Source organism: Mangrovihabitans endophyticus (assembly GCF_014646155.1).
GTDB classification, from domain to species: domain Bacteria; phylum Actinomycetota; class Actinomycetes; order Mycobacteriales; family Micromonosporaceae; genus Actinoplanes; species Actinoplanes endophyticus.
The window spans coordinates 45,438-71,325 of sequence record NZ_BMMX01000003.1 but is presented as its reverse complement, the minus strand read 5'-3'; the positions used below and the strand labels follow the sequence as shown (position 1 = coordinate 71,325).

Below are 25,888 nucleotides of genomic sequence, written 5' to 3'. Positions count from 1 at the left end.
CGGTGTGGGATCACACACCGCGGCCGCGCTTCTGCGCCATCCGCAGCACACGCTCCCCGGTCACCAAACCCATGATCACCGGTACGGTCGCCAGCACCCGTTTCTCCCGCGGATTCAACCGGACCACCGCGGCCAGCTCGCGCACCGCCTCGGCGCGGCGGTTGCCGGAGGCCAGCGCGAAGGCGATCTGGCCCCGGATCCGCGCCATGCCGGTGCGGCTGCGTGCCAGCTCCGGATGCTTGCCGAGGAGATAGCGCTGGGCCTGCACGATGGTCGCCCACCGTCCGAAATAGAACGATCCGCCATGCCAGTTCACCATGACCAGGGGTTCCCGGCGCACCGCGATCGGCGTGACCGCCGCCACCCGCAGCAGCCACTCGTAGTCCTCGCTGTACCCGCCCGGGATGTCCTCGTCCACCGGCCCGGCCGCCGCCCACACCTCGCGCCGCACCAGCATGGTGCTGGAATGCACCTCCATGACGCGGTCGTCGAGCAGCTCGTCGATGGTGACCCGGTCGCGGTCCAGCACCCGCTCCTTATCGATGCCCGGCCCCTTCAACCGCAGCCCGCAGCTAACCGCGCCCACCGCCGGATCGGTCAGCATCTCCACTTGACGGCGCAGTTTGCCGGCCAGCCAGACGTCGTCGTCGTCGCAGAAGGCCAGCAGTTCCCCGGACGCCGCGTCCACCCCGCTGTTGCGCCCGCCGGGCAGCCCCTGACGATGCGCGTTGGACAGGAACCGCACCGTGCGCGACGGGCCGCGGGGCGTGTCGAACGGGCGGACCGCCACGTGGTCGTAGACCACCAGACACTCGATCGGGCCGGGATAGTCCTGGGTCAGGATGCCCGCCACGGCACGCTCCAGCAGCCCGGGGCGGTCGCAGGTGGCGACCACGACGGAGACCGCCGGCCAGGGCGCGGCGCCGGGACCCCGATCGAGACGTTCAGGCATGCCGGCCTCCGGTCAGCACGAAGCCCGCCGTCCGGACCCCGGCCGACCGCAGCCGTTCGATCAGGCGGGTCAGATCCCGATGGCGGGTACGGTCGCGAGCCACCACCAGCAGCACCTCCCCGGACAGGGCCGCCCGCACGCCGCGGGCATCGGTCGCCGACGGCGGCGCGTCGACAAGCACGGTGCCGTCGCCGGACGTCTCGTCCAGGTCGCACAGCAGCACCTCACCGTCGCCGATCGGCACCGCCCCGTCACCCGGCCGCCGCGGCGGTTCCGGCTCCGGCGGTGACAGCACCGGCGGCTGGCGCGGCGGTGCTTCCATCACCACCGTGGCGTCCGGGTCGCTGTCCGGCCCAACGCGCAGACGCGCCTCGCCGTACGTCCCCGAGGCGCCGCCCGCGGACGCCACCGTTCCGCGATGGACGGTGCTGCCGTGCGACGAGCCGTTGATGCGCGTCTCGGTTGCCGCCTCGGTCGCCGGCCATGGCTTCGGACGGGATCCCGGCCCCTGCGCCGGCCCGTGCCGCGGCGGCGTGCGGGTCTGTGCCGCGAACAGGATCCTGCGCAGCTCGTCGTGCCGGTCCGGCAGGGCGGCGAGCCGCACGTGCTGTCCCGCCTCAGCCAGCGCCGCCGCCAGGTTTCCGGAGACCATGGTGCGGCCCTCGTCGTCTCGTTCGGACAGCACCACCAACGGTCGTCCGGGGTGCCGCTGCGCCCAGCGGAGCACCGCCAGCGACACATACCGCGCGTCCGACGCGGCAGTGTCGCCGTGGTTCTGCCGGGCCGAACGGACGACGCCCAGCGCGGGCGCCGCCGTCAGGTCCGCGGCCTGTTCGGTGGACCGCACCCGGCGGTCCATCGCCTCCCGTGCGTGGGCCGTGATGGTGCCGAGCAGCGCGCCGCCGAGCAGCGCACCGGCGATGAACAGCAGCGCCGCGTCGTGGCTGGACGGCACCGGCTCACGGGCCGCCGCGGTGACCACACCCGGTGTCAGGTCCGCCGATGCGATCTTGGCTCGCTGGTTCGCCAGCTCGGCGATCTGGTCGTTGAGCGCGCTCACCTGGTCGAGCATCGCCTGGGTCCGCGGCGTGGTGCTGGACGACCCAGCGCCGGAGCCGGGCAGGCCCTTCTGTGCGGTCTTGCGCTGGTCGGTGACCTGCTGCATGGTGCTGTCGTAGGAACGCAGCAGCGACTCCCGCTGCTGCTGGTAGTCGCTCTCGCGCACCCGGAGATAGGTCTCCGCGGCGGCGTTGGCGCCGGTGACCGCGCTCACGGCGGTGCTGTCGGCGTACATGAAGCGCAGCACCTGACCACCGGACGGCACCTCCACCGACAGCGCATCCCGCACGTCGTCGGCGTCACGGCCGAGCGCCCGCGCGGTGGTGTCGATGACCTGGTTGCCGGTCGCCACCCCGGTCTCCGCGGTCATGTTGATGACCCGGTCGGCGCCGCTGGACGGGTACGTGAACGGATCGGTCACCACCGGCCGCAGCACCACGACGGTGGTGGCGGTGTATGTCGCCGGGAAGAACAGCAGATAGGCCAGCGTCGCCAGGAGCACGGCTCCCGTCACGGCCAGCACCAGCCGCCACCGGCGCATCGGGATGCGCACCACATCCGCGAAGCCGATGACTCGTTGCCGACCGGCGGCCAGGGAATCAGTCACATCCATACGCAAGTTCTCTCCGGGCGAGATGGCGTCGTTGTCCTTCGCCGGCGCCCGCCGGCCCCCGGACGCCCCGGCTTCGGGGCACCCGGCGACCGGCCGGCGCCGGCGGCTGTCCACCTCCTGCTCCGCAACGTCCCGGACTAGGACGTCTCGAAGAACAAAGTGGGCTTGTCCCACGTGGTGTCGGTCGTGGCCGTCGCGATCACCTGAGCACTGCTTCCCGTGACGGCCGTCGCCGCGGCCGGGTCGAAGTGGACCGACCGCAGCGAACCGTCGGTCGAGCCATAGACGATGTTGCCGTCCACCCAGGCCATCCCCCGCACCGTACGCCAGTCCACCCCCGTCGTGGGCAGACTGAACTGGGTACAGCCCACGATCGATCCGTCGTTGGTGAAATATCGATAGTACAGAGCGTTGCTGTTTGACAGCGTGTAGTACATCCGACCCTGGAGGAAGAACGCACCGGTGAGCGCCGTGGCGTTGAACCAGGCGGTGTTGAATCCGCTGCTCTCCCACGGCGCGCCGACCTGGCCGCTGCCGCTGAAGAGGGACGCGTTGAGCACGCCGCGGGAAGATCCGGAGGTCGTCTGCGCCCAGTACAAGCGGTTGCTCACCGGGAACGTCGCCCGCGCCGCGGTCAGGTTGGGCTGGTCCGTCACCGTGGGGCTGCCCAGCACGCCGTCGGCGTACGGCACCTTGGTCAGGTGCTGATCACCGGCGCCGAGGTAGAGGTAGCCGGACGAGCCCTGCGGAGCATCGGCGACGCCGACGTTGCGGCCGCCGGCGGTCGGGAACAGCGCCTGCCGCCCGTGGTACTCGTTGCCCGCGCCGTCGGAGTCGAACCCGGCGTACAGCCCGTTGCTGCCCTTCCACAGTTCCCAGACGATCGGTCCCCACTCGGTGCCGTCAGCGGGCAACTGGTTACCCGGCGACCGCCCCGGATTCCACGCCATGGGGAGGCCGTTGCCGCCGTCCAGCGCGCCGAACCCGTACCGGTCGACGCCGCCCGCGCCCTTGGAGTCGTTGCCGTTGGCGTTGTTCAGCCAGCGGAAGTGACCGGCCACGTAGACCACGCCGTCGGCCACCTCCAGCGACGTGACCGAGTCGGTGCCGGTGTAGTCCACCCAGGTGGCGGTCACCGCGCCCCGGTCGGCGGTCTCGAAGCGGGCGATCGCGTCGCAGTACGCGTCTCCCCGCCCGCCGTCCGCGGCGATGGCGAAGTAGCTGCCGTCGTCGGCGAAGTCGACGTCGCGGGCGTAGAACGGGAACGCATTGCTGTAGCAGGCCGCGACGTACCGGTCGGTGTGCCAGTCCGCCACCGTCGGCAGGCCCGAGGTGTCGATCATGACCACCTGGTCCCGGTCCTCGCCGTTGACCACCGTGAAGTTGCCCGTGGCGACCACCGTGTTGCCGTCCGGCGCGACGGCCAACGCCCAGACCAGTTCGGAACTGTTGTCATACGGCCGCGCGCCCTCGGCGTCCACCTGGAAGCTCGCGTCGATCTGACCGGTCGTGGCGTTGAGCCGGGCGAGCAGCGAATGCTGCGTCCCGTTCACCCAGTGGAAGGCGCCCGCGACGTAGAGGAAGTTGCCGGACACCACCGCGCGCCGCACCACGCCGCCGTCACCGCGGCCCACCCAGCTATCGATGGTGGCGCCCGAGTTCGGGTCCAGTTCCACCAGGTTGCGCCGCTCCACGCCGTTCACGGTGCGGAAGTTGCCGCCCACGATGAGCTTGCCGTCGGGGCTGACGGCCAGTGTCTGCACCGAGTTGTCGAGGCTCGGGGTGAAGCCGGTGCGCAGCGCGCCGGTGCCGGCGTCGTAGGCCACCAGATAGCTGAGGGACGTCCAGTTGCTGGCTCCGGCGGGCTTGATGCCGGTGAACGATCCTCCGGCGTAGACGGTGTTTCCGATCTGCGCGAACGCGCGCATGCTGCCGTTCTGCGCCTGTGGGGTGTAATCCACCGGGTTCGGCGACGTGAGTGCCGCCGCGGCATCCGGCGGAACGTAGACGGCGTTCGCCGGGATGGCGGTCAACGCGACCGTCAGACCCGTCACCGCGGCGGGGACCAGCAACCTGGCCCACCCACGGGAGCGGAGTCGACGCGATAGGGACAACGTGCTCTCCTCATCAGACTCGAAGAAAAACGGGATCGGGACGGGGAACAGGCAGGGCCGGAACGTCAGGACGACATCAGCCGAAACGGCGCCGCCCGGTGACGGGCACGCACCGTCCAGGCCGCCACGGCGTCCAGATCGGCCGGTGTGAGCGCACCGGCGTCACGGGCCACCACCAGCCGGCGGACGTTCAGCTCGCGGGCCATGGCGACCTGGTGGTCGTCCACATGCTCGCCGTACGCGCGACGCCGCGGAACATACAGCGCCCGGCGTCCGGCGTGCATCGCTGCCAGCGCCGAACCGACACCGGCGTGCGAGACGACCACGTCGGCCTCGCGCATCGCCTGCTGCATCTCGGTGACCGGCACCTGATCGCGGGCACCCGGCGGCATCCGGTCGATGCGGGTCGCGCCCACCTGCCACAGCACCTCCAGATCGGGCGGCAGGATCTCCACCAGCCGACGGAGCAGTCGCGGAAAGGTGAAGCGCTCATGGGTGCCGAGCGTCACCACCACCTTGCGCACCGGGCGCGGATGCGCGACCGGGACCGCCTCGAAGGCGTCGAAAATGGACCCCTCGTAACGCCAGGGGCGGTTGGCCCACGCCGCGTATTGCGTGAACAACCGGACGCCCGGCAACCGCGCCGCCATCCGGCCGGTCAGCGACGGGCCGTCCGTGCGGGTGGCGCTTTCGATGTACGCGCACTGCACGCCCGCCGCGACGGCCGGCACGAAGAACGACATCGCCACGCTCGCTCCGGTGCTGATCACCCGCTCGTAGCGTTCGGCGCGGAACATCCGCCCGGCAGCCATCAGGTCACGGACCGCGCCGACCAGGTCCCGGCTGGTGGCCGGAGGCACGTGGACCACGTCCTCGCCGTCCAGCAGCGATCGGCTCTGCGGGCTGTCGAAGGTCACCCACCGGCGGGCGCCAAGATCGAGTCGCGGCACGAGGTCGTGCAGCTCCGCGAGGTGGCCCCCGGTGGAGGCGACAAGCAACGTGGTCACCGAATCTCCATCCTGCCGGCGCTCAGTAGGCGCCGGAGCCACGCAACACGACCAGGGCCGTCCGCATGAGAATCACCAGGTCGACGGTGAAGGACCAGTTCTCGACATATCGCAGGTCGAGTCGCATGGAGTCCTCCCAGGACAGATCCGAACGGCCGCTGACCTGCCACAGGCCGGTCATGCCCGGCTTGACCACCAGGCGACGGCGCATGTCCTGCGGGTACTGCTCCACCTCGCTGTGCAGCGGCGGACGCGGACCGACAAGCGACATCTCGCCGAGCAACACGTTGATCAACTGAGGCAACTCGTCCAGCGAGTATCTCCGCAGCAACCGGCCGGACCGGGTGACCCGGGGGTCGGAGCGCATCTTGAACAGCACCGAACCGAACTCGTTGTGCTGGCGGACCGTCTCCATCCGCCGCTCCGCGTCGACGTGCATGGTCCGGAACTTGAACATCCGGAACGACTCGCCACCACGCCCGACCCGCACCTGACGGAAGAACACCGGGCCGCCGGTGTCCAGCTTGATCACCAGGGCCACGGCCAGGAAGACCGGCGCCAGCAGCACCATCAGCAGCCCGGCCACCGAGACGTCGAAGAGCGATTTGACCAGCCGGCGACCACCGGTGAACCGGGGATGCTCCACATGCATCATGGGCAGCCCGTCGACCGGGCGCACGGTGATGCGGTCGCCCGCCGTGTCCACCAGGGACGACGAGACGATCAGGTCGATGTCGTCGCGTTCCAGTTCCCAGGCCAGCCGGCGCAGCATCGGCCCGTCCAACTCCGGGCAGGTCAGCACCATGACGGTGTCCGCACCGGCCGCCGCGGCCGAGTTCGCCGACGCACCGAGTGCGCCGAGGACCGGCACGTCGACCATGGCGGTCCCGTCGGCGAGTTGGTCCGCCGGCAGGCAGGCGCCGACGACCTGGAACCCGTGATGGTACTTGCGATGCAGTTGACGGGTCGTCTGCGCGACCGCCGGCGCGTGCCCGAGCAGCAGCACACGATGCATGCACCGTCCCTGCTGCCGGGCCCGATGCAGCAGCCGTCGCAGCAGGAACCGGCCCATCAGCGACAGCGCCGTGGTCAGCAGCAGCGCGAGCAGCAGATAGCCGCGGGCGAGGTCGGCGCGGAACACATAGGAGGCCAGCGCCATGCCGACGGTCAGCCGCACCCCCGCGCCGATGACCCGCTGATACTCGTCGGTCCCGACGAACAGCAGCCGCCGCTCGTACGCGTGCGTGAGCGCGAGCACGCCCACCCAGACCGGCGGGATCAGCGCCGACAGCAGGAGGTACCACCGGGCGTACGGCGCGCCCTGGAAGCGCAGGACGAACGCGGCCAAGGTGGCCAGCAGCGTGGCGGCGAAGTCCACCACCAGCAGCCGTTTGACATAGCGGGCTTCCCACACCCAGCGGTCGGCCAGGCGACGCCCCACCAGCTCGCCGAGATCCCAATCGGCGAGACCGGTCAGTGACGTCGTGGTCGGCACTTCTCCCGTGTCGGCGTTGTCCGCCGTCGTCTCCGTCGTGGTCACAACTGTCCTGCCTCCAGTGAGACCCCACACCCACTAGGCATGTGCGTGCATCGCACCGCCGACCGTCCACCCACCGGCCGAACTGGAGCGCACAAACACAACCCGGCGATGAACGTTAGACGAGCTTCCGGAGAATACCGACTCCTGGGGCGCAATATTTACCGACGCTCAACACAATTTGCGGATGCCGTTTCGGGCGGCATCCCCGCGCATTGCAGGTTAACTTAGCTCTACATCGGACAAAATAGCAGTCGTACTCAGGGTTACGTAACCCTTTGACGTACGTCTATGATTTGTCCGTTTAATTCCATTGGTCATGGCGATTATGTCCGATACGAGGCAAGAAGGCACCGCACGTTAACACGGTCGACCCACGGTGCGCACGTATCGATCCGCAGACATCGATAAAGGTACGCGGGCGCGTGGTAACAAGAGGCAGCACGGTGGCGAACAACGCCCTTGACAAGCGTCGAATTCGTCCTCAAGGGAGACTCATCCGGCACGCCGCGCGTTGTTACTCCCCGACTCCGCGAGCCACTCACTCCCGGCTTCTCGCTCCCGGCGTTGCTCACTCCCAGCGGAAGGTGCGCGCCGCCGTGATCAACGCCGCCACCGCCCAGGCGCCGAGGCTCAGCCAGAGCACCCCGGGGATCGGCCTGCCCGCCGTCAGCGCCTCCCGCAGGGCCTGCGCGTGCGCCGCCAGCGGCAGCAGGAACCATCCCACCGTGCCCAGGTCCGGCGCCGCGAACATGATGCCACCCCCGGCCAGCATCAGCACGTAGATCAGCGTCGCCGCCGCGGTGGTCGTCTCCGGCTTCAGCAGGCTCGCCAGCACCAACGCCAGTCCGCAGTACGCCGCGGTGGCCAGCACCGTGACGCCCGCCGCCGGCACCAGGCGGGCCCAGTCCGGCCGCCACCCGACCGCCGTCGCGACGGCGGTGAGAACCAGCAACTGGACGCAGACCAGCATCAGCACCGCCACCGTCTTGGCCGCCAGCAGCCCCGGCCGGGTCAGCGGCGACGCACCGAGCCGCTTGAGCACACCGTAGCCTCGCTCATAACCCGTGGTGATCGCCTGCCCGGTGAACGCCGTCGACATCACGGTCAGTGCCAGCACGCCGGGCGCCACGAACCCGATCCGGTCACCGGTCGGGAGATTCGTCGCCCGGGTCAGGCCCGCACCCAACAGCACCAGCAGCGGCACACCCATGGCGAGCACCACCGCCTCACCCCGGCGTGCGGTCAACGTCAACTCCATCCGGATCTGCCGGGCCACCACCGCCCGCGCCGATGCCCGACCGGGCGCCGGTACGAAAGTCCCGCTCATCTCATCCGTTCACTCTCAGCCCGGGCACCGCCGGAGCGGTCAGCGACAGGTAGACGTCCTCCAGAGTGCGGCGGCGCGTGTTCACCGCCGTCACCCGCGCGCCGACCGCGGCGAACCAGGCCAGCGCGGAGGCGATCGCCTCGGCGTCCAGTTCGCCGTCGACGGTGTACTCCCCCGGCGCGTCCTCGCTGACCGCCGCCGGCGGCCCGCCACCCGCGGCCCGGACGGCCACATCGGGCACCGGCAGGCCGGGCTGCGCGCGCACCACCAGCCGGTCGACGCCCGCCGCGGCGGTCAACTGGCCCGGCGTGCCGGTGGCCACCACCGCCCCGGACCGGACGATCACCACGTCGTCGGCCAACCGTTCCGCCTCGTCCAGCAGATGCGTCGTGAGCAGCACCGACACGCCGTCCGCACGAAGTTCCTCGACCAGACGCCAGGTGGTGTGCCGTGCCGCGGTGTCCATGCCCGCGGTCGGCTCGTCCAAGAACACCATCTCCGGGCGGCCGACCAGGGCCACCGCCAGCGCCAGCCGCTGCTGTTCCCCGCCGGAGAGCCGCCGCCAGCGGGTGCCTGTCACGGAACCCAGCCCGAGCCGGTCCACCAGCATCGCCGCGTCCAGCGGGCGGGCGGCGAACGACGCGAACAGGTCCAGGATCTCGCCCGCCGTCGCCCACGGGTACATGCCGCCCGACTGGGCCATCAGCCCGAGGCGCGGCGTCAGCGCATCGTGCTCAGCCACCGGGTCCAGCCCGAGCACCCGCGCCACCCCACCGTCCGGCCGGCGGAATCCCGTGCAGACCTGCACCAGGCTGGTCTTGCCCGCGCCGTTGTCACCCAGCAGGGCCAGCACTCGCCCGCGCGCAGCGGTCAGCGACACCCGGTCGACGGCGACGGTGCCGCCGTAGCGCACCACCACGTCGTGCAACTCGACCGCGTTCTGCTGCGCCATGCTCACCCATCGGTCCTGTCCGGCTCGCTGTCAATGGCCAGCGGCAACCTTACGTCGCGGCGATCCGGCCCCCGCCACGCACCGGCGCGCCGCTCCCGGGGGCGTGCGCATCGGTAATGTCGTCGCCCATGAGCGACCGAAGTGGCGTGGTGGAGATCTACACCGACGGCGCCTGCGTGCCCAACCCCGGCCCCGGCGGGTGGGGTGCGGTGCTGCGCTACGGCACGTCGGAGAGGGAGCTGTGCGGCGGCGAGGCCACCCGCACCACGAACAACCGGATGGAACTGACCGCGCCCATCCAGGCGCTGGAAAGCCTGACCAGGGCACCCCTCACCGTGATGGTCTACACCGACAGCGTGTACGTGCGCGACGGCATCACCCGATGGATGCTGCGCTGGAAGGCCAACGGCTGGCAGACGTCCGCGCGGCAGCCGGTGAAGAACGCCGACCTCTGGCGCCGCTTGGACGCGGCGGTCGCCCGGCACGACGTACGGTGGCACTGGGTGAAGGGCCATGCCGGACATCCGGAGAACGAGCGCGCCGACCGGCTGGCCGCCCGGGGCCTGCGCGAAGCGGTGGCCGCCGCCGAGGCGGTGTGAGGCGCCGAGCTTGAGCCGGCCGAGCGGTCCGGCGAGGACGGAGCGGTCACGACGAACGTGGCCGCGGCACCGAATGCAAGCGTGTGGTCGCCTCGTCGTCCACTTCCCCGGGCTCCTCGTCGCGCACCTTGGCCCGGGCCACCCGGTCCGGCGGCAGGCGGTAGGTCTCCGCCTCCACCAGTTCGTCCGGCACGAGGTGCCGACCACCGCGTTTGCCCGTCTTCGCCGGCTCGGTCGACGGGCGGCACGTGGAGGTGATCACGGATGCCGAGGCACGGATCGCCGCCTTCTCCCGGCGCGGGCTCATGATCCGCGCCGCCATGCTGAACACGCTGCGGGTCGCGGTGTCATACCCGTCCCGGTACGCCTCGTCGCGATCCTGGAGAGTGCGGTGCCACTGGTGCAACCGGCCGGCCGCATAGCCGGTGCACGCGACGAAAGCGGCCAGGAGCGCGAAGATCAGAGGTGAGTTGCCGGGGGCGGTCATGCCAGGATTGTCGCCGCGGGATAGACCAGGAGCTATGGCCCGTTCGGCGTACCCCAATCGGATGAGCCCGCCCCCGGATGCCTCCCCACCTGGGCCGACGGGCGCGTCATGCGCCGCCGGGGGCGGGGCCGCCGTCCCCTCCCGGGGGACCACCACCAGGTTCGCCGCCGCCCTCCTCGGTGCCCGACGGGTCGACCGGCACTCGCAGCGTCGCCACGTACCCGGCGGACACGCTGCCGGTGACGGTGCCGAGCTCGGTCGCTGCGGAGTCGTCGCCGAACACGTTGTCGGTCGCAAGCGTCACGTTACTCATGTTCGTGACGCTCTGGCCGTACCCGGCAGTCGCGTAAACCGCCCGCGCCGCATCCTCCGGAATGGCCATCTGGGACGTCTTGACGATCGGGCCGGCGCCGCTGGTCGCCGTCCCCAGTGACGCGTAGACCTCGAAGTGGATGTGTGGCCACCGGCCCGCGTAGCACGCCGGGAAGATGCTGGTGAATGTCACCGTGCCGGTGTCGTCGGTCTGCTGGATGCCGCGCAGGTAATTCTGGTCGGTGACGCCCTGGGAGTACAGCGAGTACCGGCCTTCCCGGTCGCAGTGCCAGGCGTACACCGCCGCCCCGGTCACGGGGGCGCCGTCCAGGTCCTGCACCACGAGGTGGAACTCCAGCGGCACCCCGTCCGCCGTGCCGGACGCGCTGCCGAACGACGATCGGATGTCGCTGCGCACGATGCCGGACTCGGTCCGCACGTCCGGCCCGTTCGTGCCGTCTGCCGGGTACGGGCCGGCCGTCTCCGATTCGATCTCGGTGCTGCCGGCGTCCGCGCTGCCGGTGGCGCCGCCGGTCGTCGCGGTGGCCGCCTGCTCCGCCTCCGAGCAGGCGGCCGTGCCGCCGACGGCCAGCAGTCCCGCCGCCCCGCCCAGCGCGGCAAGCATCCGGCGGCGGCTCATGGTGCGCAGGTCGAAACGCAGCCCCTTGTCGTGAACGGCGCGGACGTAGGCATCGTTGTCGGGTGACGCCACGGGGATCGCCTCCTCTTGAGTTCCGTTTTGTCCCGCTCCAGGGGACTACGCACAGCGAAACACCGTGGGCTGTCCACCGGCTGTCACCCGCCTGTGCCGCCGCCATCGGTCATCCGGGGCACGGCTACACGGCCACCACGTCCGCCACCACGACCGCCACGTTGTCCGGCGCGCCATGCGCGTACGCCAGTTCGATCAGCCGGTCGACCACCTCGTCGGGCTCTCCGTCCGGCAGCGCCGAGGCCACCTCGGCGGCCGGCACTTCGGCCCACAGGCCGTCCGAGCACAGCAGGTAGCGGTCGCCCGCCAGAGCAGCACGCAGTGACAGGTCCGGCTCGTTGCGTCCCGGCCCGGCGCCCAAGGCCCGCACCAGCTTCGGCCGATCCGGGTGGGTCAACGCCTCACCGGCGCCGACCCGCCCGGCGTCGACGAGCGTCTGCACGTACGAATGGTCCTGGGTGAGCCGGAACAGGTCGCCGTTGCGCAACAGGTAGGCTCGGCTGTCCCCGACGTGCACCAGCCCGAACCGGTTCCCGGATCGCACCAGCGCGGTCAGCGTGGTCATGCCGAGTTCCGCGACGGCACGGTCCGCCGCGCGCACCGCCTCGGCCAGTCCGGCGAGTCCGGCGTCGGTCAGGCCGCGCAGCGCCACCACCGCCGACGCGGCGGCCTCCGCCCCGCCCGGCACGCCGCCGACGCCGTCGGCCACCGCCAGCAGGTCGTCCCCGGCGTACGCGACGTCCTCGTCGGTTTCCCGCACCGCGCCCCGGTCGGACCGTGCCGCGTACCGGATACCCAGATCGTCGGTCATGGTGGTGCCCCTTCCCGCAAGATGGTCGACGAGGAACGCGGCAAGTTCGCCGCGAGTCGCCAGGTCCGCTTCGACCCGCGACCAGTACGCGGCCACCGCCGTCGACGCCTGCGCCGGCGGCAGCGCGACCACCTGGCGGATCTCCGCCAGCGGCATGCCGACGCGGCGCAGCCAGGCCACCAGACGCGCCTGCGCGAGCTGCGCCGGCGCGTAGAACCGGTAACCGGTCTCGGCATCCACCGCGGCGGGCGGCACCAGACCCAGCTCGCCGTACAGGCGCAACGCCTTGGGTGTCAGCCGCGACGCACGGGCGAACGCGCCAATGGTCAGCAGATCCACGCCAGTACTCCTCGTCCCGGCCCGTCGGCGGGCCGTGCATCCGACCCTGCGGCCTGTCCCATGGTCAAGGTCAAGGCGAAAACCCGATGCGGGCCGGGCGAAAATTCGGGTTCGCCGCGGCGGCGAAGCGCAATGCCATCGATGTCATACTTGCTGCCACCTGCGAGGAGACCGGAGCGGCATGTCCGAAGACCTGGTGGCCGTGCGCCGACCGACCCTCACCCAGGTCGCCGCCCTGGCCGGGGTCAGCCTGAAGACCGCTTCCCGGGCCCTGAACGGCGAGCCCAACGTCGCCCCGGAAACCGGGCGGCGAGTGCGCGAGGCCGCCGACGTGCTCGGCTACCGCCTCAACGGCATCGCCCGCGAATTGCGCCGCGGTGGCACCTCCGCGTTGGTCGGCTTGATCAGCGGTGATCTGGCCAATCCGTTCTACTCGGCGGTGGCCAGCGGCATCGAGCGTGAGCTGCGCCAGCACGGGCTGCAACTGGTCACCGCCAACAACGACGAGGACGCGGTGCGCGAGCGGGCCCTGGTGGACGCGTTCCTGGAGCGGCGGGTACGCGCGCTGCTGGTGGTGCCGAGCGGGGAGCAGCACCAGCACCTGGACGTGGAGGGCAACCACGGCGTGCCGTTCGTGTTCCTGGACCGAGCGCCGGACGGGCTGGCCGCCGACGCCGTGCTGATCGACAACGCCGGCGGCGGCCGGGCCGCCGGGGAGCATCTGCTCGGCCACCGGCACCGGCGGATCGCGGTGGTCGCCGACCTGTCCCGGCTGGCGCCGCAGCGGGCCCGGATCGACGGCTTCGTCAGCGCGATGCGCGCCGTCGGCAATGCCGCCTGGGAGCCCTATCTGCGCACCGAGGTGCATGACGCGCGGCGGGCCGAGCAGACCGTGCGGGAACTGCTTGACCTGCGGTTACCGCCCACCGCGGTGTTCACCGCGAACAACCGTCTGACCACCGGCGCGTTGCGGGCACTGCGCGGGTTGGCGGATCCACCGGCGTTGATAGGCTTCGACGACTTCGACCTCGCCGACGTGCTCGGAACGACGGTCGTCGCGCACGATCCGATGGCGCTGGGCCGCGAGGCCGCGCGGCTGGCATATGAACGGGTCGCCGGTCACCGGGGGCCTGCCCGCACCATCGTCGTCTCGACGTCCGTCGTCGCGAGGGGCAGCGGAGAGCGACCACCTAGATAACGAAAACGGCGCTCACGTTACGACACGGAAACAACAAAGTGCGACACGTTGACACATCGGCGGGCGAGAGCGCACCGTACTCCAGTTGTCTCGTGACAACGATGTCAAAAGGAAATGGGGAGAACCATGGGCTTCACGCGACGGGCCGCGGTAGCGGTCGTCGGTGTCGCCGCCCTGCTGACCGCATCTGCCTGCGGCGGCAGCGACGACGGCGGCTCCGGATCCTCCAAGGTAGAGGTATTCACCTGGTGGGCGGACGGCGGTGAGAAGGCCGGCCTGGACGGCCTGGTCAACCAGTTCAAGACCGACTGCTCCGGGCAGGAATTCGTCAACGGCGCGGTGGCCGGCGGCGCGGGCTCGAACGCGAAGCAGGTACTCGCCTCCCGGCTGCAGCAGGGTGACCCGCCGGACACGTTCCAGGCGCACGCGGGTGCTGAGCTGCTCGACTACATCGACGCCGGACAGGTCGAGGACATCAGCTCGGACTACGACTCGTGGGGCCTCAAGCAGGCGTTCCCGCAGGGCCTGATCGACAACCTCACGGTCGACGGCAAGATCTACTCGGTGCCGGCGAACATCCACCGCGCCAACGTGGTGTGGACCAACAAGAAGGTCCTGGCCGACGCGGGCGTCACCGCCGACCCGGCGACGCTTGACGACTTCTTCGCCGCGCTGGACAAGGTGAAGGCCAAGGGCATCGCCTCGCCGCTGGCCATCGGCAAGGACTGGACCCAGTTGATGCTGTTCGAGTCGGTGCTCATCACCGACCTCGGCCCGCAGAAGTTCACCGGCCTCTGGAACGGCGGCACCGACTGGAACGACCCGACCGTCACCAAGGCGATCGGCGACTTCAAGAAGCTGCTCACCTACACCAACTCCGACCGCGACGCGCTCGACTGGACCGACGCGGAGAAGATGGTCATGGACGGCAAGGCCGGTTTCCAGCTCATGGGTGACTGGGAGGCCGCCGACCTGGACGCCAAGGGCTTCTCCGACTACGGCTGGTTCACCTTCCCCGGCAACAACGACACCTTCCAGTGGCTGGCCGACTCGTTCGTGCTGCCCAAGGGCGCCAACAACCCGGACGGCACCAAGTGCTGGCTGAAGACGGTCGGCTCGGCCGACGGTCAGAAGGCGTTCAACACCAAGAAGGGCTCGATCCCGGCGCGCACCGACGCCGACCCGGCGGACTACCCGAAGTACCAGCAGTCCGCGATGGCCGACTGGAAGAGCGCGACCCAGGTGCCGTCGTGCGCCCACGGCTCGGCCTGCTCGCAGGGCTGGCAGGGTGCCGCGAACTCGGCGCTCGGCGCGTACAGCACCAACCAGGACGACGCGGCGCTGCAGAAGGCCCTCGCGGCCGCGGCGCAGCAGTTCGCCTCGAAGTAACGCACCGCAGGCGGGGCGGCTCCGGCCGTCCCGCCTGGGTCACGGAAAGGGAGCCCGATGCGCCGCATGCGGCACTGGGGACCGGGCCTGTTGCTGCTGTCCCCCTCGCTGATTCTGCTCGCCGTCTTCGTGTACGGGCTGATCGCCTGGACCATGAAGGTCTCCGTCTCGGATGAGCACACCGCCCGCGGCTCCGAGGGATTCGTCGGGCTGCAGAACTACATCGACCTGTTCACCAACGACATCAACGGCCGGTTCACGCACTCGCTGAAGAACCTGCTGATCTTCACCGTGGTGTTCCTGGGCGGCGCCATGCTGCTCGGCCTGCTCTGGGCGTTCATCCTGGAGCGTGGTGTCCGCGGCGAGGGCTTCTTCCGCACCATCTACCTCTTCCCGATGGCCGTCTCGTTCGTCGCCTCCGGCGTCGTGTGGCGCTGGCTGATGAACCCCGGCAAGGACGCCAACGCCGGCGGCATCAACGCCGTCTTCACCGGATTGCATCTGGACTTCCTGCAGAACACCTGGTGGACGAACGCGGACTGGGGGATGGCCGCGATGGCGATGCCCGCGGTCTGGCAGCTCTCCGGATATGTGATGGCACTGTTCCTGGCCGGCTTCCGGGGCATCCCCAAGGAGCTGCGTGAGGCCGCCGCGGTGGACGGCGCGAGCACCTACCGCCTCTACCGCAACGTCATCTTCCCGCAGCTCACGCCGGTGGCCCTGTCCGCGCTGATCATCATCGGCCACATGTCGATGAAGATGTTCGACCTGATCATGAGCGTCTCGGGTGCGCAGTGGCTGACCGAGGTGCCCGCCGTCTACGTCTGGCAGGCGCTGCTGACCAGTGACTACTCCAAGGCCGCAGCGATCTCGGTGATCCTGTTGCTGCTCGTCGCCGTCGTCATCGTGCCCTACCTGATCTACACCAACCGGGCGGAGAAGAACCGATGACCAGCACCTCCGTCGAAGCGCCGCCGACCCCGGTCACCCCGGAACCGCAGAAGCCGCGCAGCCCCCGCAGCGTCACGGCCGGCACGATCGTCAAGTACGCCCTGGCGATCTTCTTCCTGCTGGTCGTGCTGATGCCCGCGTACGTGCTGATCGTGACCAGCTTCAAGTCCGGTTCCGAAATCGGTGTGACCGGCCAGTGGAACCTGCCGAAGGAATGGACCTTCTCCTCCTGGGCCAAGGCCTGGGACGCGTTGCAGCCCGCCTTCCTGCGGACGTTCCAGTTGGCCATCCCGGTGGCGCTGATCTCCTCGCTGATCGGCGCGGCCAACGGCTTCGTGCTGTCGCGCTGGCGCTTCCCCGGTGCCGACGTGGTGTTCACGCTGATCCTGTTCGGAATGTTCATCCCCTACCAGGCGGTGATGATCCCGCTGCGCGAGATCGTGACCACCGTCGGCATTCCGCCCGGCATCCCCACGCTGGTCTTCGTGCACTGCATCTACGGCATCCCGATCTGCACGCTGATCTTCCGCAACTACTACGCCACCACGGTTCCCGAGGAGCTGATCGAGGCCGGCCGGGTGGACGGCGCCGGGCTGCTGCGCACCTTCTGGTCGATCATCCTGCCGATCTCCATCCCGGGCTTCGTGGTCACCATCATCTGGCAGTTCACCTCGGCCTGGAACGACTATCTGTTCGCGATCTTCCTGTCCAACACCCGCAACGGCCCGATCACCATCGCGCTGAACGCGCTGGCCGGCGCGCAGTCGCCGGACTACGCCGCGTCGATGGCCGGCGCGCTGATCACCTCGCTGCCCACGTTGCTGGTCTACATCCTGCTCGGCAGGTGGTTCATCGGCGGCCTGATGGCCGGTTCGGTGAAGAGCTGATCACGCAACGGGCGGACCGCACGCGAACCGAATAGAGTGCTGTCGTGCTCGGGGAGGAAAAGCGCGACGACTTCGCGATGCGGATGCGGTTCGCCCGGACCGCGGACCCGCAAGAGACATTGCGGCGCGCCGAGATAGCGCTCTGGATCGCCGCCATCACCCTGCTGTGGCTGGTGTCCGTGTCCCTGCTGCTGGGTCTCGGCGTCGCCGACGGCCATCATTTCGGTGACCGGTCCGCGGCCTTCGCGCTCGCCGCCGGGGTCGCGGTGCTGCTGCCCTTCCTGGCCGCGATCATCGCCACCCGGCACGGCCGGCCGTGGCTCGGCGGCACCTACATGGTGCTCACCCTGGCGATGCTGCTGCCCGCGGTCGGGTTTCTCGGCCTAGGCTGACGACATGGCAGCCGGGGACGAGGAACGCGACGGGGTGCGGCTGACAAACCTGGACCAGGAGCTGTTCCCGGGCTCCGGGGTGAGCAAGCGCGACCTGATCGACTACCTGGAGGCGGTGCGCGATCGCCTGGTGCCGGTGCTGGCCGACCGGCCGTTGTCGGTGGTGCGGGTGCTCCGCGGCCAGGACCAGTTCATGCAGAAGAACCTGCCGAAATACACCCCGTCCTGGGTGCCGCGCACCCGCGTGTGGGCGGAGGCCTCACACCGCGAGGTCACGTACGGGCTGTGCAACGACCGCCGGACGTTGTTGTGGTTCGGCAACCAGCGTGCGGTCGAGTACCACCCCGCGCTGATGCAGGCCGGACGGCGCTCCCCCACTCACCTGATCATGGATCTGGACCCACCCGAGGGCGGCGGCTTCGGCCTGGCGGTGGCCGCCGCGCGGCTGGTCCGGCAGGTGCTGGCCGACGTGGGCATGGCGGGCGCGGTGAAGACCAGCGGCGCCAAGGGCGTGCACGTGTTCGTGCCGCTGGACGGTGCGGCAGGCGTGGATGACGTGGCCGCCGCGACCCGCGCCGTGGCCGCCCGCGCCGAGCGGCTCGACCCGGACCTGACCACCACCGCGTTCATCCGCGAGGATCGGCACGGCAAGGTCTTCCTGGACGCCACCCGGGCCGGCGGGGCGACGGTGGTGGCCGCCTACAGCCCGCGGGTCCGCCCCGGCACCCCGGTCTCCTTCCCGGTGGGGTGGGACGCCTTGGACGACGCGCGCCCTGCAGACTTCACCATGGCCCGCGTGCCCGGCCTGCTCGGCGACGGTGATCCGTGGGCGGCGGCGATGCCGGCCCCGCAACCGCTGGACGCCGGCCTGGTGACCGAGGGCCGCACCATCCCGGTGGCCCGGGTGCAGGCGATGCACGAGGGCAAGCGGCGCGCCCGCGCCCGCCGCACGGGCTGAACCCACCGCGCTCCGCGGCGGCCGGACGGGCTAGACGCCGAGCCGGCGGAGGGACCGCTGCGGCGGCGCCGGCGACGCGGGCGTCATCGGCGCGGCCAGCGGCAGGCGCACCGTGAACCGCGCGCCCCGGCCCGGTTCCCCGTCCGCGGTGATCCGGCCGCGGTGGCTGGTGACCACCTCGTGCAGCAGGGCCAGGCCCAGCCCGAAACGTCGTTCGCCGGCGCCCGCGCCGCGGTGGAAACGATCGAACAGGCGGTCCGCATCGGACGGAGGGAACCCCGCGCCGGTGTCCGCCACCACGAGTTCCGCGCCGGCGTTGCGCACCCCGACCTCGACCGTGACGCCACCACCGGCCGGCGTGTGGGTGAGCGCGTTGCTGAGCAGCTCGGAAACCACCCGGCGCAGCGCCGACTCGATGCCCGGCACGGCGACCGGCTCGCCGGCGGACACCAGCGTCACCGACACGCCGCGGGACGTGGCCCGTTCGGCTTCCGCGGCGACCGCGGACCGGGCCAGGGCGGCCAGGTCCACCACGCTGCCCGCGTGATCGGCCGGCACGGCGGCCAGCCGCGCCGACAGCAGCAGCTCGTCGACGATCTCCGCGAGCCGCCGGGTGGAGGCGATCAGCCGGTCGAAGTCCCGGCCGTCCCGCTCCGACACGTCGCCGCGGGCGCGCCGGGCGAGCAGTTGCGCCCGGGTGTGCAACTGGGCGATCGGGGTGCGCAGCTCATGGCTCGCGTCGGCGACGAACCGGCGCTGCTTGCCCAGCGCCTCCACCAGCGGCGCGACTGCCCGGTCACCCACGATCAGCCCGGTGATCAGCGCGGCCAGCAGGCCGACGCCGGCGGCCAGCGCGAAGGCGGCCAGCAGGTGCCGCCGGTCGGCCATCTGGAACCGGGCGTCGAAGATCACTTGCACGACCGCGTCGCCCCGCGGCTGGGTACGCACGTAGTAGACGGTTCCGTCGCGCCGCACCGTCGAGGTCTCGCCGGTCGCCCCGGCGGACACTCGCGCCACCGGTGGGCGCAGCGGGAACCCGGACGGCGGCGGCGCCAAGCCGTACCGCACGGCCGGTCCGTCGACGATCACGATCCACGTGCAGCCGGGCGGGCCGGCCAGCCTGCCGTGCTGCGCGGCCCAGGCGAGCTCCCGGTGGATCTGCCGTTCCTGGCTGTGCGCCAGTGCGGCGTACGCGATGCCGCCGAGGAGGGCGAGCAGCGCGCCGACGGCGAGCCCGACGCCCAGACCCATCCGCCAGCGCGCGCGCCGGACGATGCCGCGTTCGGCGGCGTCGGCGACGGTCACAGCGTGCCCAGCCGGTAACCGAGGCCGTGCACCGTGCGCACCACGGTACGCCCGAGCTTGCGACGCAGGTAGTAGACATAGGTGTCCACGATGGAGGGCGCGGCGGCCTCGTCGAAGACACGTCGGCGCAGATCGGCGCGCGGATGCACGGCGTTGGGCCGGGCGGCGAGCGCGCGGAGCAGTTCGAACTCCCGGGCCGACAGGGCGACGTGGGTGCCGTCCGGCAGCACCGCGTCACGCACGGACAGGTCGAGCAGGCCCTTGCCGACGCGTAACGCCTCGGTGGAGTCGGCCGACCGGCGGCACAGCGCGCGGATCCGGGCGCTCAGCTCGTCCAGGTCGAACGGCTTGGTCAGGTAGTCGTCGGCGCCCGCGTCCAGGCCGGCGATGCGGTCGTCCACGCCGGCCAGCGCGGTCAGCATGAGCGTGCGGGCGGGGACTGCCCGGGAACGCAGGCGCGTGACGAGGTCCAGCCCGTCCAGGGCAGGCAGCACCCGGTCGATCACCATCACGTCGTACGCCCGGGTGAGTCCAAGGTGGAGGCCGCGGTGTCCGTCCGGCGCGCGGTCCACCTGATATCCCTCGTCGACCAGCGTCTCGGCCAGCAGTTCGCTGAGTTCCGGGTCATCCTCGACCACCAGAAGCCGGTGCGCTCCGGTACCGTGCATGGCCCCGACAATTGCATACACATCAATGCAATGGAAGGGTGTTTGTTGTCTCGTCAATTATTTAACATGCGAGCATCTCCGCCGGATTTTCGACCGGCGAGCGACGCTCGATCCGGTCCAGCAGGGGCGTGGCCATCAGCGTGGTAATCAGCGCGACAAGCACCAGGACGGTGAACAGGGCGGGCGTCACGATGCCCGCCTCCAGACCGACGTTGAGCGCGATGAGCTGCATCAGCCCGCGCGCGTTCATCAGCGCGCCGACCCGCATCGCCACGTCGTTGCGTTCGCCCCGCAACCGGGCCGCCGCCCAGCACGCCCCGAACTTGCCGGCGATCGCCACCACCACGCACGCGACCGCGAACAGCAGCACCGCCGGATCGCCCAGCAGGCCGAACTCGGTGCGCAGCCCGGAATAGGTGAAGAACAGCGGCAGGAACACCGTCGCGGCCAGGGGCGTCAGGGTGTCCACCACGCGGTCCGTGGCGGCGCTCCGCGGCATCACCGCGCCCACCGCAAACGCGCCGAACACCGCGTAGAGCCCGATCTCGTCGGTGTACCAGGCCACCACGAACAGCAACGCCACCGCGCCGAGCAACCGGCCGTGATCGCCGAACCGCGGCGAGCTCATCAACCGCGCGGCCGCCCGGCGCCCGGCAACCATCAGAACCAGGGCGAGCAGCACCGCACCACCCGCGGTCACGTACGCCGGGCCGGGGCGGCCGGAGGCGAACGCCAGCACCACGGCCAGCAGGATCCACGCCACCATGTCGTCCACAGCGCCGCTGGCCAGGGCGAGCACGCCGTGCCGGGTGCCCGCCTGGCCGCGCTCGGTGATGATCCGGGCCAGCATCGGGAACGCGGTGATGGCCAGCGCCACGCCGACAAACGCCGCGGACACCGCGACCGGCGTGCCCGGCGAGCGCACCGGCACCAGCCGCGCGGTGCCGAACACCAGCAACGCGCCCAGCACCAGCGGCGCCGCGACGCCGGCCAGCGACACCACGCCCGCGGTGCCGGCGCCGACGCGCACCGGGTGCGCGGTGAACGCGTACCCGGCCTGGAACATGAACAGCACCAGACCCACCTGGCCGACCACGTACAGCACCGGGTGCAGCGCCTCCGGGAACAACGCCGCCTGCGCGTCCGGCAACACCAGCCCGAACAGCGACGGGCCGAGCAGCACCCCGGCGAGCATCTCGCTGACCACCGCGGGCTGGCCGACCCGGCCGAGCAGCCACGCGAGCGCCTTGCAGAACACCAGGATCACCGCGACCGCCAGGAAGAACCGCGGCGCCAACTGCGCGGGCGTCACTCGTGGACCTGCTCGAAGTGCGTGCCGCACAGCCGCAGCCGACGCGCCTCCAGCACCATCCAGGTGCCCAGCACGAGTTGCCGCAACGACCGGCTCACGTCCGCCCACCGGTCGCGCAGGCGCATCGCCCGCAGCCGCGTCCGGCCCGGCCCGGGCAGTCCGGCCGGGGTCAGATAGACCGGGCCGCGGCTGGGCAGCGAACGGCTGTGCGACACCGACGAGGCGAGCGTGAACCGGCGCAGCATCTCGCGGGTCGCGGCGCGCATCATGACCGGCGCGATACCCCGCGCCGGGCAGGCCCGGTTCGCCGTCACGCCGTACGGGATGAAATGGGCCTCCCGGCGGCGCAGCGTGCGCCAACGATCCGGGTCGAAGTCGCCGTCCGCGGCCGGACCGGTGCGGTGGAAGGCGAGGTAGTTGAAGAGCAGCACCGAACCGGCGGGGAGCGTCACGTGCTCGTCGACCACGATGTCCGCCGAACTGATCCGGTGCGCGATGCCGAACAGCGGATGCACCCGCAGCGCCTCGTCGACCACGCGGTCGATCGCCGCGTCGGAGTCCAGCTCGGCGCGCAGCCGCTGCTGCACCTGGGGGTGCTGCGCCACGGCCAGCAGCACGTGTGCCATCGCCTCGGACATCTGCACCACCGCGGTGTTGAAGAAGGCGCCCTGCAGATACCAGGCCGTCTCCCGCGCGGTGAACGGCTCGGGGAGCGACACCGGGCAGGTGCCGGCGGCGAGCCGGTCCAGAAGGTATCGGGTGAGCGCGTCCCGCCGGTCCATGTGGCGCAGGCCGGTGGCCTTCAGCGCGGTGATCACATCGTGGGCGTTGGCGACGATGAGGTCCCGCGCCGGGGCCGGGCACGGCTCGGCGAACACCATCTCGTAGTAGACCTCCGCCCACACCGGCAGCATCAGGTCGCGCAACCGGACGTGGCTGACCCGGCCGTCGGGCAGCGCGTCCAGGACGCGCCGGGTGGCCGCGGTGGCCAGGGCGTCCGAGCGATGGTGCGCAACGGCGAGCACCCGCCGGGTGGTCCGGGCCACAGTCTGGTACGCCGGGCCGGGCTCCAGGTGTTCCTGGTGCATGTGCGGGCCGGGCGCCAGCCAGTACCAGAACAGGTCGGACAGGCCGGCGCCGCGGCTGCGCCCGTCCGCGGCCGGATCGCCGTAGACCCGCTCGAAGTGCTCGGCGCCGACCATCGGGCCGGGCACCGCGACGCCCTCCTCCCCGTTGACCTTCGTGAAGATCCACTCGCGGAGCCGGATCACCCGGGGCGGCAGCCATCGTGGCACGCTGATCGCGGCGAGCAGGCCGGCCGCCACGCCGATCGCGGTGATCATGCGACCATGTCCGGGGTCAGGGCGCCCGGTCGGGGCGCACCGGCCAGCGTGAGCACGTCGCGCAGGTCGGCGCGCAGCGCCTCCAGCACCGCTCGCACCCCGTCGGTCCCGCCCGCCGCCAGTCCCCACACCACCGGGCGGCCCACCAGCACCGCACTCGCCCCCAGCGCGAGCGCGATCGCGACGTCGCTTCCCCGCCGGATCCCGCCGTCCACCAGCACCGGGATGCGCCCGCCGACCGCGGCGGCGACGGCGGGCAACGCGTCGAGGGTGGACACCGCCCCGTCGAGCTGGCGGCCACCGTGGTTGGACACGATCAGGGCGTCGGCACCGTGTTCCACGGCGAGACGCGCATCGGCGGGGTGCAGCACCCCCTTGAGCAGGATCGGCAGCCCGGTCACCGCGCGCAGCCGGTCGACCTGCGCCCAGCCGAGCGCCGGGTCCATCACCACGTCGCGCACCCGGCCGGTGCCGTCACGCATGTTCTCGCACGCCAGGCCGGGCGGCAGATCGAGGAACCCGTTGCGCCGGTCCCGTTCCCGCCGCCCGAACACCGGCGAGTCCACGGTGACCACCAGCGCCCGGCACCCGGCCGCCTCGGCCCGGCGCACCACGGCGTCGGAGAACTCCCGGTCGGGCTGGGGATAAAGCTGGAACCACAGCGCGGCCCCGGTGGCGGCGATCTCCTCGACGGGCTGAGTGGCGGCCATGCTGACCACCATCACCGTCGCCGCCGCCGCGGCGGCGACCGCGGTCGCGGCCTCACCACCCGGATGCGCCAGGCGGTGAAACGCGGTCGGCGCGATCAGCACCGGCATGGACAGCGGCTCCCCGAGCAGGTCGACGGCCAGGTCGGGCTCGCCCACCTCGCGCAGCACCCGGGGCACGAGCCGGCGGCAGGCGAAGGCGTCCTCGTTGGCGCGCAGCGTGCGTTCCTCACCCGCCCCGCCGGCGAAGAAGTCCCAGTGCGCCGGATCGAGTGCGGCGTGCGCCTTCGCCGCGGCCTCGGCGAGCGCCGGCAGGCCGCCGGAGCGCTCGGGTTCCTCAGACCCGGGCATCGTGGTGCGCCTCGACGGCCGGAGCGTGCGCGCCCTCGGCACCGGCCAGGCACCGCTCGACGAATGCAGCCAACGGTTTGACGTGCACCTCGGGGCGGTCCCACCGGTTCTCCAGGTTTTCCGCAAGGTGGTGCACGGCGACCGGATGGCCGTCCCGGTGGTAGCGCACCACCGGATGCAGGTAGGCGGCGTCGTGCGCACGCCCCACGTTGTCCTGGGCGATCCGGGACACGGTGATGTCGAACGGATCCACCTGGTCGTGGTCGGGACCGTATTCCAGGGTCACCGCGAACGCGTGCTCGTGGTGACCCTGCTCGCCGACCAGCCCGGCGCGGGCGAAGTAGTCGACCGGCACCTCCTGCGCGTACGACGCGACGCCGGCCTGCACGGTGACCACGTCGGCGAGGAAACCGAACACCTGCCACAGCGCGGAGGTGCGGTTCACCCGCGCGATGATCGCGTCGGTGATGGCCTGCGGGGTGCACACCAGCTCGGTGGTGGGCCACGGCACGCCCTCGTGCCGCCGTTCCAGGATGTGGTGCAGGGCGCGCACGGCGTACCGGAAACCGTGGATGAAGCCGCAGGTGGACTTCTTGAAGTCGCGCTGCTGGGAGAGCGTGCCGGCGAAGTAGAGGCCGGGCACGTTGACCGACTCCCACGCGTCGGTCTGCGCCGGGAAGCGGTCGTCGATGGCCAGTTCCGGGCGGCACGTCTCGTCGAACGGCGACGCGTCGAAGGCGAAACCGGTGCAGGCCAGCACGCGGTCGTACCGTAGCTGTTTGATCACCTCGTCGGCGCGGGAGAAGGAGAACGTCACCAGGAAGCCGTCGCCGTCGCGTTCGATGCGCCGTACGTTCCCGTCCAGGATCGCGTTGGCGGACTTCAACTGGTAGGTGTCGAGGAAGTTGTTGTTCACCGCCCGCAGATGCCCGACGTAATGGGTCCGCCAGGCCATCCGCACCGAGCTGCGCCCGGCGACGTGGATGAGCGCGGTGGTCTCCAGCAGGTTGTCGGCGGTCTCGAAGGCCGAGTTGCCCTTGCCGATGATCAGCACCCGCTGGTCGAGGTACTCGCTCGGGTCGACGGACATGGCGTCATAGCCTTCGGCGAGCTCGAAACCCGGGATGTCCGGCCGGTACGTGGTGGACACGCCGGTGGCGACCACGACACGCCGGGCACGGAACACCTCGGCGCCGGCCCGGATCTCGAAGACCCCGTCGCCGCGGCGCGACACCCGGTCGACGCGGGTGCCATATCGCACGCGCGCGCCGGTGGCCTCGGCGAAGTCGGCGAGATAGCGCAGCATCACGTCGGCGTCCGGGAAGTACCGCTGCGTGTACTCGGTGAACCGCAGTCGCGGGTCGTCGCTGAGCAGCGAGTTCCAGTCCAGCCGCAGGTTGAGTTCCGGGTCGTCGGAGCCGGTGTGCGGCTTGTTGATGGAGATCAGTTGCCGATGCCGCGGGTAGTGGGCGAAGAACGCGCCCGGCCGGTCGGCCGCCTCCAGCACCAGGTAGTCGCGTTGGCCGTCGGCCTCCAGCAGCGCGGCGAGCTGGAGACCGGCCGGCCCGGCCCCGATGATCAGATAATCGAGCGTCACGGAAAG

23 protein-coding genes are annotated in these 25,888 nt (G+C 71.1%); 7 read left to right on the top strand and 16 right to left on the bottom strand.

Annotation, left to right across the window (positions count from 1 at the left end):
* Nucleotides 1–10: 10 nt before the first annotated feature.
* From IEY73_RS06555 to IEY73_RS06525, 7 genes are all read right to left on the bottom strand, one after another.
* Entirely contained in the window at nucleotides 11–952 is a 942-nt protein-coding gene (locus IEY73_RS06555) for a glycosyltransferase family 2 protein (RefSeq protein WP_189078174.1), read from the bottom strand.
* The gene (locus IEY73_RS06550) at nucleotides 945–2,618 is read right to left on the bottom strand and encodes a hypothetical protein (RefSeq protein ID WP_189078173.1); all 1,674 of its coding nucleotides are present in this window, start codon (nucleotides 2,616–2,618) and stop codon (nucleotides 945–947) included. The genes IEY73_RS06555 and IEY73_RS06550 overlap by 8 nt, the downstream gene beginning before the upstream one ends.
* Before the next feature lie 143 nt (nucleotides 2,619–2,761).
* Nucleotides 2,762–4,696, bottom strand: coding sequence for a delta-60 repeat domain-containing protein (locus tag IEY73_RS06545; protein ID WP_189078172.1), 1,935 nt, complete (start codon nucleotides 4,694–4,696; stop codon nucleotides 2,762–2,764).
* Between the two features lie 107 nt (nucleotides 4,697–4,803).
* Nucleotides 4,804–5,745: a glycosyltransferase gene (locus IEY73_RS06540; RefSeq protein WP_189078171.1), complete on the bottom strand. Its 942-nt coding sequence runs from the start codon at nucleotides 5,743–5,745 to the stop codon at nucleotides 4,804–4,806.
* A 22-nt stretch (nucleotides 5,746–5,767) separates the two neighbouring features.
* Entirely contained in the window at nucleotides 5,768–7,285 is a 1,518-nt protein-coding gene (locus IEY73_RS06535) for a sugar transferase (protein WP_189078170.1), read from the bottom strand.
* Between the two features lie 568 nt (nucleotides 7,286–7,853).
* Nucleotides 7,854–8,612 (bottom strand): ABC transporter permease, encoded by a 759-nt coding sequence (locus tag IEY73_RS06530; RefSeq protein ID WP_189078169.1) that lies wholly within the window; start codon nucleotides 8,610–8,612, stop codon nucleotides 7,854–7,856.
* Between the two features lies 1 nt (nucleotide 8,613).
* Nucleotides 8,614–9,564: an ABC transporter ATP-binding protein gene (locus tag IEY73_RS06525; protein ID WP_189078373.1), complete on the bottom strand. Its 951-nt coding sequence runs from the start codon at nucleotides 9,562–9,564 to the stop codon at nucleotides 8,614–8,616.
* A gap of 128 nt (nucleotides 9,565–9,692) precedes the next feature.
* On the opposite strand from IEY73_RS06525, the gene rnhA reads away from it, so the two are divergent.
* Nucleotides 9,693–10,163: a ribonuclease HI gene (gene rnhA / locus IEY73_RS06520; RefSeq protein WP_189078168.1), complete on the top strand. Its 471-nt coding sequence runs from the start codon at nucleotides 9,693–9,695 to the stop codon at nucleotides 10,161–10,163.
* 46 nt (nucleotides 10,164–10,209) lie between these two features.
* Here rnhA and IEY73_RS06515 read toward each other — a convergent pair whose 3' ends face one another.
* From IEY73_RS06515 to IEY73_RS06505, 3 genes are all read right to left on the bottom strand, one after another.
* Nucleotides 10,210–10,650 (bottom strand): hypothetical protein, encoded by a 441-nt coding sequence (locus tag IEY73_RS06515; RefSeq protein WP_189078167.1) that lies wholly within the window; start codon nucleotides 10,648–10,650, stop codon nucleotides 10,210–10,212.
* 106 nt (nucleotides 10,651–10,756) lie between these two features.
* A complete protein-coding gene (locus tag IEY73_RS06510; RefSeq protein ID WP_229715622.1) occupies nucleotides 10,757–11,674 on the bottom strand; it encodes a dioxygenase family protein in 918 nt (305 codons plus the stop codon).
* Nucleotides 11,675–11,798: 124 nt separating this feature from the next.
* Nucleotides 11,799–12,824 (bottom strand): MerR family transcriptional regulator, encoded by a 1,026-nt coding sequence (locus tag IEY73_RS06505; RefSeq protein ID WP_189078166.1) that lies wholly within the window; start codon nucleotides 12,822–12,824, stop codon nucleotides 11,799–11,801.
* Between the two features lie 181 nt (nucleotides 12,825–13,005).
* Here IEY73_RS06505 and IEY73_RS06500 point away from each other — a divergent pair, with 181 nt between their 5' ends.
* The 6 genes from IEY73_RS06500 to IEY73_RS06475 all read left to right on the top strand — a co-directional run bounded on the left by IEY73_RS06500 (nucleotide 13,006) and on the right by IEY73_RS06475 (nucleotide 18,599).
* Entirely contained in the window at nucleotides 13,006–14,022 is a 1,017-nt protein-coding gene (locus IEY73_RS06500; protein WP_189078165.1) for a LacI family DNA-binding transcriptional regulator, read from the top strand.
* A 126-nt stretch (nucleotides 14,023–14,148) separates the two neighbouring features.
* Complete coding sequence (locus IEY73_RS06495) at nucleotides 14,149–15,411, top strand: ABC transporter substrate-binding protein (protein WP_189078164.1); 1,263 nt, start codon at nucleotides 14,149–14,151, stop codon at nucleotides 15,409–15,411.
* A 66-nt stretch (nucleotides 15,412–15,477) separates the two neighbouring features.
* Nucleotides 15,478–16,362, top strand: coding sequence for a carbohydrate ABC transporter permease (locus tag IEY73_RS06490; protein ID WP_229715650.1), 885 nt, complete (start codon nucleotides 15,478–15,480; stop codon nucleotides 16,360–16,362).
* Nucleotides 16,359–17,249, top strand: coding sequence for a carbohydrate ABC transporter permease (locus tag IEY73_RS06485; protein WP_189078162.1), 891 nt, complete (start codon nucleotides 16,359–16,361; stop codon nucleotides 17,247–17,249). The genes IEY73_RS06490 and IEY73_RS06485 overlap by 4 nt, the downstream gene beginning before the upstream one ends.
* A gap of 44 nt (nucleotides 17,250–17,293) precedes the next feature.
* Complete coding sequence (locus tag IEY73_RS06480; protein WP_189078161.1) at nucleotides 17,294–17,641, top strand: hypothetical protein; 348 nt, start codon at nucleotides 17,294–17,296, stop codon at nucleotides 17,639–17,641.
* A gap of 4 nt (nucleotides 17,642–17,645) precedes the next feature.
* Entirely contained in the window at nucleotides 17,646–18,599 is a 954-nt protein-coding gene (locus IEY73_RS06475) for a DNA polymerase domain-containing protein (protein ID WP_189078160.1), read from the top strand.
* Between the two features lie 30 nt (nucleotides 18,600–18,629).
* On the opposite strand, the gene IEY73_RS06470 is transcribed toward IEY73_RS06475, so the two are convergent.
* The 6 genes from IEY73_RS06470 to IEY73_RS06445 form a co-directional block, all read right to left on the bottom strand.
* On the bottom strand, nucleotides 18,630–19,904 hold the full coding sequence (locus IEY73_RS06470; protein WP_229715621.1) for a sensor histidine kinase: 1,275 nt from the start codon (nucleotides 19,902–19,904) through the stop codon (nucleotides 18,630–18,632).
* A complete protein-coding gene (locus tag IEY73_RS06465; protein WP_189078159.1) occupies nucleotides 19,901–20,572 on the bottom strand; it encodes a response regulator transcription factor in 672 nt (223 codons plus the stop codon). The genes IEY73_RS06470 and IEY73_RS06465 overlap by 4 nt, the downstream gene beginning before the upstream one ends.
* A 61-nt stretch (nucleotides 20,573–20,633) precedes the next feature.
* Nucleotides 20,634–21,884, bottom strand: coding sequence for a cation:proton antiporter (locus tag IEY73_RS06460; RefSeq protein ID WP_189078158.1), 1,251 nt, complete (start codon nucleotides 21,882–21,884; stop codon nucleotides 20,634–20,636).
* Nucleotides 21,881–23,227: a cytochrome P450 gene (locus tag IEY73_RS06455; RefSeq protein WP_189078157.1), complete on the bottom strand. Its 1,347-nt coding sequence runs from the start codon at nucleotides 23,225–23,227 to the stop codon at nucleotides 21,881–21,883. Before IEY73_RS06455 ends, IEY73_RS06460 begins: the two co-directional genes overlap by 4 nt.
* Nucleotides 23,224–24,285 carry an alpha-hydroxy acid oxidase gene (locus IEY73_RS06450; RefSeq protein WP_189078156.1) on the bottom strand — a complete coding sequence of 354 codons (1,062 nt, stop codon included), beginning with the start codon at nucleotides 24,283–24,285 and terminating at the stop codon, nucleotides 23,224–23,226. The genes IEY73_RS06455 and IEY73_RS06450 overlap by 4 nt, the downstream gene beginning before the upstream one ends.
* The gene (locus IEY73_RS06445; RefSeq protein WP_189078155.1) at nucleotides 24,272–25,882 is read right to left on the bottom strand and encodes an NAD(P)-binding domain-containing protein; all 1,611 of its coding nucleotides are present in this window, start codon (nucleotides 25,880–25,882) and stop codon (nucleotides 24,272–24,274) included. Before IEY73_RS06445 ends, IEY73_RS06450 begins: the two co-directional genes overlap by 14 nt.
* Nucleotides 25,883–25,888: the final 6 nt, after the last annotated feature.

Bases quoted from the DNA above. Each gene is read 5' to 3' on its own strand.
- IEY73_RS06555 (WP_189078174.1), bottom strand. From the start codon at position 952: ATGCCTGAACGTCTCGATCGGGGTCCCGGCGCCGCGCCCTGGCCGGCG.
- IEY73_RS06530 (WP_189078169.1), bottom strand. From the start codon at position 8,612: ATGAGCGGGACTTTCGTACCGGCGCCCGGTCGGGCATCGGCGCGGGCG.
- IEY73_RS06525 (WP_189078373.1), bottom strand. From the start codon at position 9,564: ATGGCGCAGCAGAACGCGGTCGAGTTGCACGACGTGGTGGTGCGCTAC.
- rnhA (WP_189078168.1), top strand. From the start codon at position 9,693: ATGAGCGACCGAAGTGGCGTGGTGGAGATCTACACCGACGGCGCCTGC.
- IEY73_RS06515 (WP_189078167.1), bottom strand. From the start codon at position 10,650: ATGACCGCCCCCGGCAACTCACCTCTGATCTTCGCGCTCCTGGCCGCT.
- IEY73_RS06500 (WP_189078165.1), top strand. From the start codon at position 13,006: ATGTCCGAAGACCTGGTGGCCGTGCGCCGACCGACCCTCACCCAGGTC.
- IEY73_RS06495 (WP_189078164.1), top strand. From the start codon at position 14,149: ATGGGCTTCACGCGACGGGCCGCGGTAGCGGTCGTCGGTGTCGCCGCC.
- IEY73_RS06490 (WP_229715650.1), top strand. From the start codon at position 15,478: ATGCGGCACTGGGGACCGGGCCTGTTGCTGCTGTCCCCCTCGCTGATT.
- IEY73_RS06485 (WP_189078162.1), top strand. From the start codon at position 16,359: ATGACCAGCACCTCCGTCGAAGCGCCGCCGACCCCGGTCACCCCGGAA.
- IEY73_RS06475 (WP_189078160.1), top strand. From the start codon at position 17,646: ATGGCAGCCGGGGACGAGGAACGCGACGGGGTGCGGCTGACAAACCTG.
- IEY73_RS06465 (WP_189078159.1), bottom strand. From the start codon at position 20,572: ATGCACGGTACCGGAGCGCACCGGCTTCTGGTGGTCGAGGATGACCCG.
- IEY73_RS06455 (WP_189078157.1), bottom strand. From the start codon at position 23,227: ATGATCACCGCGATCGGCGTGGCGGCCGGCCTGCTCGCCGCGATCAGC.
- IEY73_RS06450 (WP_189078156.1), bottom strand. From the start codon at position 24,285: ATGCCCGGGTCTGAGGAACCCGAGCGCTCCGGCGGCCTGCCGGCGCTC.